Annotated in this window: 10 protein-coding genes; 8 read left to right on the top strand and 2 right to left on the bottom strand. The window is 69.7% G+C overall.

Annotated elements, in window-relative coordinates; translation table 11 throughout:
• The 6 genes from ruvB to ACIRB1_RS18760 all read left to right on the top strand — a co-directional run bounded on the left by ruvB (nucleotide 1) and on the right by ACIRB1_RS18760 (nucleotide 8,064).
• On the top strand, nucleotides 1–1,071 hold the full coding sequence (gene ruvB / locus ACIRB1_RS18785; protein WP_352180403.1) for a Holliday junction branch migration DNA helicase RuvB: 1,071 nt from the start codon (nucleotides 1–3) through the stop codon (nucleotides 1,069–1,071).
• A 165-nt stretch (nucleotides 1,072–1,236) separates the two neighbouring features.
• Complete coding sequence (yajC, locus tag ACIRB1_RS18780; protein ID WP_403466296.1) at nucleotides 1,237–1,743, top strand: preprotein translocase subunit YajC; 507 nt, start codon at nucleotides 1,237–1,239, stop codon at nucleotides 1,741–1,743.
• A 141-nt stretch (nucleotides 1,744–1,884) separates the two neighbouring features.
• Nucleotides 1,885–3,630, top strand: a complete 1,746-nt coding sequence (secD, locus tag ACIRB1_RS18775; RefSeq protein WP_403466295.1) for a protein translocase subunit SecD — start codon at nucleotides 1,885–1,887, stop codon at nucleotides 3,628–3,630.
• 1 nt (nucleotide 3,631) lies between these two features.
• Nucleotides 3,632–4,756 (top strand): protein translocase subunit SecF, encoded by a 1,125-nt coding sequence (gene secF, locus ACIRB1_RS18770; RefSeq protein WP_352180406.1) that lies wholly within the window; start codon nucleotides 3,632–3,634, stop codon nucleotides 4,754–4,756.
• A complete protein-coding gene (locus ACIRB1_RS18765) occupies nucleotides 4,753–5,292 on the top strand; it encodes an adenine phosphoribosyltransferase (RefSeq protein WP_403466294.1) in 540 nt (179 codons plus the stop codon). Before secF ends, ACIRB1_RS18765 begins: the two co-directional genes overlap by 4 nt.
• A gap of 231 nt (nucleotides 5,293–5,523) precedes the next feature.
• The gene (locus ACIRB1_RS18760) at nucleotides 5,524–8,064 is read left to right on the top strand and encodes a RelA/SpoT family protein (protein ID WP_352180408.1); all 2,541 of its coding nucleotides are present in this window, start codon (nucleotides 5,524–5,526) and stop codon (nucleotides 8,062–8,064) included.
• 88 nt (nucleotides 8,065–8,152) lie between these two features.
• Here the strand turns inward: ACIRB1_RS18760 and ACIRB1_RS18755 are convergent, their stop codons facing one another.
• On the bottom strand, nucleotides 8,153–9,382 hold the full coding sequence (locus ACIRB1_RS18755) for a DUF349 domain-containing protein (protein WP_352180409.1): 1,230 nt from the start codon (nucleotides 9,380–9,382) through the stop codon (nucleotides 8,153–8,155).
• A 135-nt stretch (nucleotides 9,383–9,517) separates the two neighbouring features.
• Nucleotides 9,518–10,348, bottom strand: a complete 831-nt coding sequence (locus ACIRB1_RS18750; RefSeq protein WP_403466293.1) for a peptidylprolyl isomerase — start codon at nucleotides 10,346–10,348, stop codon at nucleotides 9,518–9,520.
• 179 nt (nucleotides 10,349–10,527) lie between these two features.
• On the opposite strand from ACIRB1_RS18750, the gene ACIRB1_RS18745 reads away from it, so the two are divergent.
• Together ACIRB1_RS18745 and hisS are read left to right on the top strand one after the other, a co-directional pair.
• Nucleotides 10,528–11,247, top strand: a complete 720-nt coding sequence (locus ACIRB1_RS18745) for an MBL fold metallo-hydrolase (RefSeq protein WP_352180411.1) — start codon at nucleotides 10,528–10,530, stop codon at nucleotides 11,245–11,247.
• A 10-nt stretch (nucleotides 11,248–11,257) separates the two neighbouring features.
• Nucleotides 11,258–12,520: a histidine--tRNA ligase gene (gene hisS / locus ACIRB1_RS18740; RefSeq protein ID WP_352180412.1), complete on the top strand. Its 1,263-nt coding sequence runs from the start codon at nucleotides 11,258–11,260 to the stop codon at nucleotides 12,518–12,520.
• The last annotated feature ends 187 nt before the right edge of the window (nucleotides 12,521–12,707 follow it).

Below are 12,707 nucleotides of genomic sequence, written 5' to 3'. Positions count from 1 at the left end.
GTGAACTGGGACGACACGACCGACGAGACCGCCGCCGAGCGGCTGGTGGGCTCGGTCGCCGACCGCGAGGACCAGGCCGTCGAGGCCGCCCTGCGCCCCAAGGACCTGGGCGAGTTCATCGGCCAGGAGAAGGTCCGCGAACAGCTCGACCTGGTGCTGCGCGCCGCACGCGCGCGTGGCGCCACCGCCGACCACGTCCTGCTCTCCGGTGCCCCCGGCCTCGGCAAGACCACCCTCTCGATGATCATCGCGGCCGAGATGGGCGCTCCCATCCGCATCACCAGCGGCCCCGCCATCCAGCACGCCGGCGACCTCGCCGCGATCCTCTCCTCCCTCCAGGAGGGCGAGGTCCTCTTCCTCGACGAGATCCACCGCATGTCGCGGCCCGCCGAGGAGATGCTCTACATGGCGATGGAGGACTTCCGCGTCGACGTCATCGTCGGCAAGGGCCCCGGCGCCACCGCGATCCCGCTGGAGCTGCCCCCGTTCACCCTGGTCGGCGCCACCACGCGCGCGGGCCTGCTGCCGCCCCCGCTGCGCGACCGCTTCGGCTTCACCGCGCACATGGAGTTCTACGAACCCGCCGAGCTGGAGCGCGTCATCCACCGCTCCGCGAACCTCCTCGACGTGGAGATCGACCCGGCCGGCGCCGCCGAGATCGCCGGCCGCTCCCGCGGCACGCCCCGCATCGCCAACCGGCTGCTGCGCCGCGTCCGGGACTACGCGCAGGTCAAGGCCGACGGCTTCATCACCCAGGACATCGCGGGGGCCGCCCTCCAGGTCTACGAGGTCGACGGCCGCGGCCTCGACCGGCTCGACCGGGGTGTCCTCGAAGCCCTGCTCAAACTGTTCGGCGGCGGACCGGTCGGCCTGTCCACACTCGCCGTCGCCGTGGGGGAGGAGCGCGAGACCGTCGAGGAGGTCGCCGAACCCTTCCTCGTACGGGAGGGACTGCTGGCCCGCACCCCGCGCGGACGCGTCGCCACCCCGGCCGCGTGGGCACATCTCGGCCTCACCCCGCCCCGCGCGTCAACCGGGGGAAACGGACAAGGGGACCTGTTCGGGGCGTGACGGCGGGGGCACTGGCCGGGGCAGGAACCCCGGTGCCATGCTGAGCGTTGTTCCATCAGCGTGGACTCGCTTAGACTCCGCCGATGCCGCCTTTGTGGGCGGCGCCGACCACCCCCATCCACCAGGCCGCTCACCGCCGCGGTCGTGCGAAGGAAATTCCGTCCCGTGAATATCGTGACCCTCCTCCCCTTCATCGTGCTCATCGGGGCCATGTTCCTGATGACCCGCTCTGCCAAGCGCAAGCAGCAGGCGGCCGCGTCGATGCGTAATGACATGCAGCCCGGCACCGGCGTCCGCACGATCGGGGGCGTGTACGCGACGGTCAAGGAGGTCAACGAGGAGACGGTCCTTCTCGACGCGGGCCCGGGCGTCGAGCTTCTCTTCGCGAAGAACGCGATCGGCGCCGTCCTCACCGACGACGAGTACAACCGCATCGTCCACGGCGTCGAGCACGACCTGAAGGACGACGCCGAGATCGTCCCGGACGACGCCTCCTCCCTCACCGAGACCGACGAGCCCGCCGCCGACTCTTCCGACGACAAGCCCATCGACCTCGGCAAGAAGGACGCGGCCGTCGACCCGGCCGACGCCACCGAGGAGCCGGCCGAGGCCGCAGAGGCGAAGACGGAAGAAGAGCCGAAGAAGACCGACGGCGACTCCGACGCGAAGTAGTGACGTCCCGGGAGCGGGGCGCGACCCGCTCGCGCCCCGCGCACCCGGGTACGTGCGTCGCTCGCACGGGATCCCGACACCATGTCATGGCCGCAGCCGCGCTGACCCGGCGCCGAGCGGCCCGAGAGGGAGTACGAGAAGGTGGCAGCACCTAAGAGGGGCCGTAGCGCGAGCGCCCAGAGCAAGCCGGGGCGCTCGCTGGCCCTCATCCTGATCGCCATCGTGGCGCTCACCGGTGGCATGTTCGCATCCGGGCACAACACTCCGCGTCTCGGCATCGACCTGGCCGGCGGCACGAGCATCACCCTCCGGGCCGTCCCGGAGAAGGGCCAGGAATCCGCGATCAACAAGACCAACATGGACACCGCGGTCGACATCATGAACCGCCGTGTCAATGGTCTTGGTGTCTCGGAGGCCGAGGTCCAGACGCAGGGCAGCAGGAACATCATCGTCAACATCCCCAAGGGCACGAACTCGGAGGAAGCGCGCCAGCAGGTCGGTACCACGGCCAAGCTGTACTTCCGCCCGGTCCTGGCCACGGAGGCGTCCGCGGGCGCCGCGGCGAGCCCCTCGCCGAGCGCGTCCAGCAGCGCGTCCGGCAGCTCTTCGAGCTCGGCCACCCCCAAGGCGACCGGTTCCTCCTCGAGCTCCGCGACCCCCACGGCCACCGCCACCTCTCAGGGCCGCGCCGCCAGCGACGCGCTGAAGGCCGACGCCACCTCCTCCGCTAGCCCCAGCGCCACCCCGTCGCCGAGCGGCTCCAGCGCCGCCAGCGCGGCAGCCGCCAAGCTGGAGGCCCAGTACACCGCGCTCGACTGCTCCAAGAAGGCGGTCCAGAACACCGCGGGCAAGGACGCCACCGCCAAGGAAGCGACCGTGGCCTGCGGCAAGGTCTCCGGCGTCTGGTACAAGTACCTGCTCGGTCCCGCCGCCGTCGACGGCACGGACGTCAAGAAGGCGCAGGCCGTCTACAACACGACGACCGCCGCCGGCTGGCAGGTCACCATGGACTTCACGGGGAAGGGTTCCGACAAGTTCGCCTCGATCACCGGCGAGCTGGCGAAGAACACCACCCCGCAGAACGAGTTCGGCATCGTCCTCGACGGCCAGGTCGTCTCCAGCCCGTACGTCAGCTCGTCCATCACGGGCGGCAACGCGGAGATCTCCGGCAGCTTCACCCAGGAAGAGGCCCAGAGCCTCGCCAACATGCTGTCCTACGGCGCCCTGCCGCTGACCTTCAAGGAGGACAGCGTCACCACGGTGACCGCGGCCCTCGGCGGTGAGCAGCTGCACGCCGGTCTGATCGCGGGCGCGATCGGCCTCGCGCTGGTCGTCATCTACCTGCTGATCTTCTACCGCGGCCTGTCGGTCATCGCGATCCCCTCGCTGCTGGTCTCCGCCATCCTCACCTACGTGATCATGGCGCTGCTCGGCCCGGGTATCGGCTTCGCGCTGAACCTCCCGGCGGTCTGCGGCGCGATCGTCGCGATCGGTATCACCGCGGACTCCTTCATCGTGTTCTTCGAACGCATCCGGGACGAGATCCGCGAGGGCCGCTCGCTGCGTCCCGCCGTCGAGCGGGCCTGGCCGCGCGCCCGGCGCACCATCCTGGTCTCCGACTTCGTGTCGTTCCTCGCCGCCGCGGTGCTGTTCATCGTCACCGTCGGCAAGGTCCAGGGCTTCGCGTTCACCCTCGGCCTGACCACCGTGCTCGACGTGGTCGTCGTCTTCCTCTTCACCAAGCCGCTGATGACGATCCTCGCCCGCCGCAAGTTCTTCTCCAGCGGCCACAAGTACTCCGGCCTGGACCCGAAGGCACTCGGCGCCAAGCCGCCCCTGCGCCGCACCCGCCGCCCCTCCGCCCCCGTCGACCCGAAGGAGGCGTGAGATGTCGAAACTCGGCAACCTCGGCGCCCGACTGCACCGTGGCGAGGTCGGGTACGACTTCGTCGGCAATCGCAAGATCTGGTACGGCATCTCGATCCTGATCACCATCACGGCCATCCTCGGCCTGACGGTGCGCGGTCTGAACATGGGCATCGAGTTCCAGGGCGGCGCCGCCTTCACCACGCCGAAGAACATGAGCGCCTCGGTCAGCCAGGCCGAGAAGTTCGCCCAGGACGCCTCCGGCCACGACGCGGTCGTCCAGAAGCTCGGCGACGGCAGCCTCCGCATCCAGATCGCGGGCATCGACACCGACAAGTCCGACAGCATCAAGTCGAAGCTGGCCAAGGACCTCGGCACCAGCACCGAGAGCATCGCCGCCGACCTGGTCGGCCCCAGCTGGGGTGACCAGGTCGCCAACAAGGCCTGGGAGGGCCTGGCGATCTTCATGGTGCTGGTCGTGATCTATCTGGCGATCGCCTTCGAGTGGCGCATGGCCCTGGCCGCGCTCGTCGCCCTGATCCACGACATCACCATCACCATCGGGATCTACGCCCTCGTCGGCTTCGAGGTCACGCCCGGCACGGTGATCGGTCTGCTGACCATCCTCGGTTACTCGCTCTACGACACGGTCGTCGTCTTCGACAGCCTCAAGGAGCAGACCAAGGACATCACCAAGCAGACCCGCTGGACCTACAGCGACATCGCCAACCGCTCGATCAACGGCACCCTGGTGCGTTCCATCAACACCACGGTCGTCGCGCTGCTCCCGGTCGCGGCCCTGCTGTTCATCGGCGGCGGCTTCCTCGGCGCGGGCGTCCTGAACGACATCTCGCTGTCGCTGTTCGTCGGCCTCGCGGCCGGTGCGTACTCCTCGATCTTCATCGCCACGCCGCTCGTCGCCGACCTCAAGGAGGCCGAGCCGCAGATGAAGGCGCTCAAGAAGCGCGTCCTCGCCAAGCGGGCCCAGGCCGCCGCACAGGGCACTCCGGTCGAGCCCGAGCCCGCCGAGGCGTCGGACGAGGACTACGACGACGAGCACGAGGACGCGGCAGCCGTCGTAGGCCCGCGCACCCAGCCGGCGTCCCGTAACCGCGGCCGCGGCCGTCCCTCGGGGAAGCGCCGATGACCGACATCCAGGAGCTGCTGCTCAGCCGTATCCGCGATGTGGCCGACTACCCGGAGCCGGGTGTGGTGTTCAAGGACATCACCCCGCTCCTGGCGGACCCGGCCGCGTTCACGGCCCTCACGGACGCCCTCGCCGAGGTCGTCGTGAGCACCGGCGCCACCAAGGTCGTCGGTCTGGAGGCCCGTGGGTTCATCCTCGGTGCTCCGGTGGCCGTCCGCGCGGGCGTCGGCTTCATCCCCGTGCGCAAGGCGGGCAAGCTCCCCGGAGCCACCCTCAGCCAGGCGTACGACCTGGAGTACGGCTCCGCCGAGATCGAGGTGCACGCCGAGGACCTGAGCGCCGGTGACCGCGTCCTGGTCGTCGACGACGTCCTGGCCACCGGCGGCACCGCCGAGGCCTCCCTTCAGCTGATCCGCAGGGCGGGCGCCGAGATCGCGGGCGTCGCCGTCCTCATGGAGCTGGGTTTCCTCAACGGCCGGGCCCGGCTGGAGCCGACGCTGCAAGGCGCTCCCGTGGAGGCACTGCTCCAGCTCTGAGCGCCGGCGGAAAAAAGAATCCCGGGACATCCACAGGACGGCCGCAGGAAAGCCCTGGGACACCCGTAGGACACCGCGGAGGCGGGCCCGGAGGAATCCGGTGCCCGCCTCTCGTGTTGGAGCGGTAGACGGCCCTCACATCGGGCTGAAGGCGAGCCCGGAGCCTGGGATCGCTACCATGGGCACTCCGGAGCCTGACCGGGGGACCCGGATCGCGCACGAGGAGTCCTCTTGGCAGACGAGGCCCAGCCCCTGACCGCCGCCAAGCCCGAGCCCACCCCGGGCCCCGCGGCGGAGCCCGCCACGAGCGCGAGCACCGCACCGAGCGAACCGCGCCCGGCGGCGGAGCACGACCGGTCGGCGCCCGCCGACAAGGCGGCCGAGCCCTCGCGCCCCAAGCCCGCCCAGGTCGAGCGCCCGGCGGCCACCCCCGCGCCCCGCCCCACGGCAGGCCAGCCCGCCCGCACCGGCGGTGGCTCCTCCAACCGCGTCCGCGCCCGCCTCGCCCGCCTCGGCGTCCAGCGCTCCAACCCGTACAACCCGGTCCTGGAGCCTTTGCTGCGGATAGTGCGCAGCAACGACCCGAAGATCGAGACGGCCACCCTCCGCCAGGTCGAGAGCGCCTACCAGGTCGCCGAGCGCTGGCACCGCGGCCAGAAGCGCAAGAGCGGCGACCCGTACATCACGCACCCGCTCGCCGTGACCACGATCCTCGCCGAGCTGGGCATGGACCCGGCCACGCTGATGGCGGGCCTGCTGCACGACACCGTCGAGGACACCGAGTACGGCCTCGACCAGCTCCGCCGCGACTTCGGCGACTCCGTCGCGCTGCTCGTGGACGGCGTCACCAAGCTCGACAAGGTCAAGTTCGGCGAGGCCGCGCAGGCCGAGACCGTGCGCAAGATGGTCGTGGCCATGGCCAAGGACCCGCGCGTCCTGGTCATCAAGCTCGCCGACCGCCTGCACAACATGCGCACCATGCGCTACCTCAAGCGCGAGAAGCAGGAGAAGAAGGCGCGCGAGACCCTCGAGATCTACGCGCCGCTCGCCCACCGCCTGGGCATGAACACCATCAAGTGGGAACTGGAGGACCTCGCCTTCGCGATCCTCTACCCCAAGATGTACGACGAGATCGTCCGGCTGGTGGCCGAGCGGGCACCGAAGCGTGACGAATACCTGGCCATAGTGACCGACGAGGTCCAGACCGACCTGCGCGCCGCCCGCATCAAGGCGACCGTCACCGGCCGCCCGAAGCACTACTACAGCGTCTACCAGAAGATGATCGTCCGCGGCCGTGACTTCGCGGAGATCTACGACCTGGTCGGCATCCGCGTCCTCGTGGACACCGTCCGCGACTGCTACGCGGCACTCGGCACCGTGCACGCGCGATGGAACCCGGTCCCCGGCCGGTTCAAGGACTACATCGCGATGCCCAAGTTCAACATGTACCAGTCGCTGCACACGACCGTGATCGGCCCCAACGGCAAGCCCGTCGAGCTTCAGATCCGCACCTTCGACATGCACCGCCGCGCCGAGTACGGCATCGCCGCGCACTGGAAGTACAAGCAGGAGGCCGTCGCCGGCACCTCCAAGGTGCGCTCCGAGACGCCCCGGACCACCGGCAAGGACGACCACCTCAACGACATGGCGTGGCTGCGCCAGTTGCTCGACTGGCAGAAGGAGACCGAGGACCCGGGCGAGTTCCTGGAGTCCCTGCGCTTCGACCTGTCCCGCAACGAGGTCTTCGTCTTCACCCCCAAGGGCGACGTCATAGCGCTGCCGGCGGGCGCCACCCCGGTCGACTTCTCGTACGCGGTGCACACGGAGGTCGGCCACCGGACCATAGGAGCACGGGTCAACGGGCGGCTCGTACCGCTCGAATCCACCCTGGACAACGGCGACCTGGTGGAGGTCTTCACCTCCAAGGCGCCCGGCGCGGGCCCCTCCCGCGACTGGCTCGGCTTTGTGAAGTCGCCGCGCGCCCGCAACAAGATCAGAGCGTGGTTCTCCAAGGAGCGCCGCGACGAGGCGATCGAGCAGGGCAAGGATGCCATCGCCCGCGCGATGCGCAAGCAGAACCTGCCGATCCAGCGCATCCTCACCGGCGACTCCCTCGTCACGCTGGCGCACGAGATGCGCTACCCGGACATCTCCTCGCTGTACGCGGCGATCGGCGAGGGCCATGTCGCCGCGCAGAACGTCGTACAGAAGCTGGTGCAGGCGCTCGGCGGCGAGGAGGCGGCCACCGAGGAGATCGACGAGAGCGTGCCGCCGGCGCACGGCCGCGGGCGCAAGCGCCGGTCGAACGCCGACCCCGGTGTCGTCGTCAAGGGCGTCGACGACGTGTGGGTCAAACTGGCCCGCTGTTGTACGCCCGTCCCCGGCGACCCCATCATCGGATTCGTCACCCGGGGCAGCGGCGTATCGGTTCACCGCAGTGACTGCGTCAACGTGGACTCACTGTCCCGCGAGCCCGAACGCATCCTCGAGGTCGAGTGGGCGCCCACCCAGTCCTCGGTCTTCCTGGTCGCCATCCAGGTCGAGGCCCTGGACCGCTCCCGGCTCCTCTCGGACGTCACCCGCGTCCTGTCCGACCAGCACGTCAACATCCTCTCCGCGGCCGTGCAGACCTCCCGCGACCGCGTCGCCACCTCCCGCTTCACCTTCGAGATGGGCGACCCCAAGCACCTGGGCCACGTCCTCAAGGCGGTCAGGGGAGTGGAGGGCGTCTATGACGTGTACCGGGTGACGTCGGCGCGCAACAAGACGTAGGCATACGGCTTCAACGAAGTGGGCTTCCACGAAGAGGGGCTCCCGTACGTGATGTACGGGAGCCCCTCTTCGTATGCGTGCGGACGGATCAGCCGCCGAACTCCTGCAAGCCCTTCAGCGCCTGCTCCAGCAGGGCCTGCCGGCCATCGAGCTCACGCTGGAGCTTGTCGGCGCGGGAGGTGTTGCCCTGGGCGCGGGCCTGCTCGATCTGGCCCGTGAGCTTGTCCACGGCGGCCTGGAGCTGACCGGTGAGACCCTCGGCACGCGCGCGTGCCTCCGGGTTCGTCCGGCGCCACTCGGCCTCCTCGGACTCCTGCAAAGCCCGCTCGACCGTGTGCATCCGGCCCTCGACCTTCGGGCGGGAGTCACGCGGCACATGGCCGATGGCCTCCCAGCGCTCGTTGATCGAACGGAAGGCCGCACGGGCCGCCTTCAGATCGGTCACCGGCAGGAGCTTCTCGGCCTCCTCGGCCAGCTCCTCCTTGAGCTTCAGATTCTCCGTCTGCTCGGCGTCCCGCTCGGCGAAGACCGAGCTGCGGGCGGCGAAGAAGACGTCCTGGGCGCCGCGGAAGCGGTTCCACAGATCGTCCTCGTGCTCGCGCTGGGCGCGGCCCGCCGCCTTCCAGTCGGCCATCAGCTCGCGGTAGCGCGCGGCCGTGGGGCCCCAGTCCGTCGAGGCCGACAGACCCTCGGCCTCGGCGACCAGCTTCTCCTTGGTCTTGCGGGCCTCCTCGCGCTGCGCGTCCAGCGACGCGAAGTGCGCCTTGCGGCGCTTGGAGAAGGCCGACCGGGCATGCGAGAAGCGGTGCCACAGCTCGTCGTCCGACTTGCGGTCCAGGCGCGGCAGGCCCTTCCAGGTGTCCACCAGCGCCCGCAGCCGCTCACCGGCCGCCCGCCACTGGTCGGACTGCGCCAGCTCCTCCGCCTCGACGACCAGCGCCTCCTTGGCGTGCCGGGCCTCGTCGGACTGCTTGGCGCGCTGCTGCTTGCGCTCCTCGCGGCGCGCCTCGACGGTCTCCACCAGCTTGTCCAGCCGGACGCCCAGCGCCGCCAGGTCGCCCACCGCGTGGTGGGCGTCGACCTGCTCGCGCAGATGGTCGACGGCGGCCTGCGCGTCCTTCGCCGACAGATCGGTGGTCTTCACGCGCTTCTCGAGGAGGCCGATCTCGACAACCAGGCCTTCGTACTTGCGCTCGAAGTAGGCCAGCGCCTCTTCAGGGGAGCCGGCCTGCCAGGAACCGACGACCTGCTCGCCGTCGGCCGTACGCACGTACACGGTCCCCGTCTCGTCGACGCGGCCCCACGGGTCGCTGCTCACAGCGCCTCCTCCACATGATGCCTGCACGGGGCCTCAGCGCCCCCGGGCATCGTCCACAGTTTCGTCACGGCCAACATAGGCGACCGGCGGGCGGCCTGTCCGCATCCCGCACGACCGAAAATTCGCTGTTGACGGTCAGGATTTCGTCACGGTCGCCTTGTTGATCACAACGGTCGCGTTCGGAGCGGTGTTGCCCGTCGTGGGGTCGGCGGCCTGCGCCCCAGCAGCGGCGATCTTGTCGAGGACCTTCATGCCCGCCGCGTCGATCGTGCCGAACGGCGTGTAGCTGGCTGGAAGCTGGCTGTCCTTGTAGACGAGGAAGAACTGGCTGCCGCCGGTGTGCTTCTGACCGGTGTTCGCCATCGCCACCGTGCCCGCCGGGTAGACCCCGCCCTTGAGGCTGGTGTCCTTCAGGTTCTCGTCCGGGATCGTGTACCCGGGGCCGCCGCTGCCCGCGCCCGTCGGGTCGCCGCACTGGAGCACGTAGATGCCGGTGGTGGTGAGCCGGTGGCACTTCGTGTGGTCGAAGTAGCCCTTGGCGGCAAGGAAGTCGAACGAGTTCACGGTGTGCGGCGCGGCCGACGTCTTGAGCGCGATGTCGATGTCGCCGCAGGTCGTCGCGAGCTTCATCGTGTACTTGGCGGACTTGTCGATCGTGACCGCCGGCTCCTTCTTCCAGGTCGCGGTCTTGATCTTGCCGGCGGCCGGCTTCGCGCACGGGTCCGGGGCCTTCTTCGTCGGCGAGGCGCTGGGCGTGACGTCCGCGCTCGCCTTCGACTTGTCGTCCTTGCCCTTGAAGGCGTCGGTCGTGTACAGCAGCACACTGCCGATCACGATCACGCCGAGCACCGACGCGATCACCGAGTTGCGCATACGCGCCTTGCGTCGAGCGGTCGTACGCCGCTGCTGCTGCCGCAAGAACTTCTCCCGCGCGAGCTGCCGCTTCCGCTGTTCCTGGGTGACCACCGGATTCTCTCCTCATGCGTCTCGTACGCCGACTGGGACGCGTGCGTCTCATGAGCCGACCGCCTGCGTGTGCCCCGTACCGTATATGGGTTCGCTGAGGATTCGGCAGCGCCGGTAGGCTCTGACCACTGAGGCAGGGATGCTTATCCCCTCCCGTATCGACACAACGAAGGACGATCGTGCTCATTGCCGGGTTCCCCGCCGGGGCCTGGGGGACGAACTGTTATCTCGTCGCCCCCGCCGCCGGTGAGGAGTGCGTGATCATCGACCCGGGCCATCAGGCCGCCCAGGGAGTCGAGGAAGCGCTCAGGAAGCATCGGCTCAAGCCCGTCGCGGTCGTCCTCACCCATGGCCACATCGACCATGTGGCCTCGGTCGTCCCGGTGTGCGGCGCGCACGACGTGCCCGCCTGGATCCACCCCGAGGACCGGTTCATGATGAGCGACCCCGAGAAGGCGCTCGGCCGCTCGATCGGGATGCCGCTGATGGGCGAGCTGACCGTGGGGGAGCCGGACGACGTCAAGGAGCTGACCGACGGAGCGCGGCTGGAGCTGGCGGGCCTGGAGTTCTCGGTCGCGCACGCGCCGGGCCATACGAAGGGGTCGGTGACCTTCCAGATGCCCGAGACCACGGACATCCCGTCCGTGTTCTTCTCCGGGGATCTGCTCTTCGCCGGCTCCATCGGACGCACCGACCTGCCCGGCGGCTCCCACGCCGAGATCCTCGACTCGCTGGCGCGCGTGTGCCTGCCGCTCGACGACTCGACCGTGGTGCTGTCCGGCCACGGCCCCCAGACGACCATCGGCCAGGAGCGCGCCACCAACCCGTATCTGCGGGAAGTGGCCGCCGTCCGCCCCGAACGCGGCGCTGACGTGAAAGCTCCCCGACGAGGAATGTGACGAGATTTTCGTGAGCACCTTTCAGGCCCCCAAGGGCACGTACGACCTGATTCCGCCGGAGTCGGCCAAGTACCTCGCCGTGCGCGAGGCCATCGCCACTCCGCTGCGGAACTCCGGCTACGGCTACATCGAGACCCCCGGCTTCGAGAACGTCGAGCTGTTCGCGCGCGGTGTGGGTGAGTCCACCGACATCGTGACCAAGGAGATGTACGCCTTCGAGACCAAGGGCGGCGACCGGCTCGCCCTGCGCCCCGAGGGCACGGCCTCCGTCCTGCGCGCGGCCCTTGAGGCCAACCTGCACAAGCTGGGCAACCTCCCCGTCAAGCTCTGGTACTCCGGCTCCTACTACCGCTACGAGCGCCCCCAGAAGGGCCGTTACCGCCACTTCTCCCAGGTCGGCGCCGAGGCGATCGGTGCGGAGGACCCGGCGCTGGACGCCGAGTTGATCATCCTGGCGGACCAGGCGTACCGCTCCCTGGGGCTGCGGAACTTCCGCATCCTGCTCAACAGCCTGGGCGACAAGGAGTGCCGTCCGGTGTACCGGGAGGCGCTCCAGACTTTCCTCCGGGGCCTCGACCTCGACGAGGACACCCTGCGCCGCGCGGACATCAACCCGCTCCGCGTCCTCGACGACAAGCGCCCCGACGTCCAGAAGCAGCTGACGGACGCGCCACTGCTCCGCGACTACCTCTGCGACGCCTGCAAGGCGTACCACGAGGAGGTCCGCGAGCTGATCACGGCCGCGGGCGTCGCCTTCGAGGACGACCCGAAGCTGGTCCGCGGTCTGGACTACTACACCCGTACGACCTTCGAGTTCGTCCACGACGGGCTGGGGTCCCAGTCCGCGGTGGGCGGCGGCGGGCGCTACGACGGCCTCTCCGAGATGATCGGCGGGCCCGCGTTGCCCTCCGTGGGCTGGGCGCTGGGCGTCGACCGTACGGTCCTCGCCCTGGAGGCGGAGGGTGTCGAGCTCCAACTCCCCGCGTCCACCAGCGTGTTCGCCGTCCCCCTCGGTGAGGAGGCCCGCCGGGTCCTCTTCGCCAAGGTCACCGAACTCCGCAAGCTCGGTATCGCGGCGGACTTCTCCTACGGCTCCAAGGGGCTCAAGGGCGCGATGAAGAACGCGAACCGCAGCGGGGCGCGCTACACCATCGTCGCCGGCGAGCGTGACCTCGCCGAGGGCGTCGTCCAGCTCAAGGACATGGAGTCCGGGGAGCAGTCGGCGGTCGGGGTGAACGAGATCGTGGCGGAACTGGAGTCGAAGCTCGGCTGAGGACGGGGGGTTCTTCGCCCCCGCCGCCCCTACCCGTCCCGTCCCTGGGGGCTGCCGCCCCCAGACCCCCGCTTCGGCCTGAACGGCCTCGTCCTCAAACGTCGGACGGGCTGGAAGATCAAGCGCCGACCGGCGACAACTCAGCCCCTCCGGCGTTTGAGGAGTGGGGTCTGGGGCGGAGCCCCAG

It is taken from the genome of Streptomyces sp. NPDC096013 (assembly GCF_044763565.1).
In the GTDB taxonomy this organism is placed as follows: Bacteria; Actinomycetota; Actinomycetes; order Streptomycetales; family Streptomycetaceae; genus Streptomyces.
This window is presented reverse-complemented; position numbering and strand designations above follow the sequence as displayed.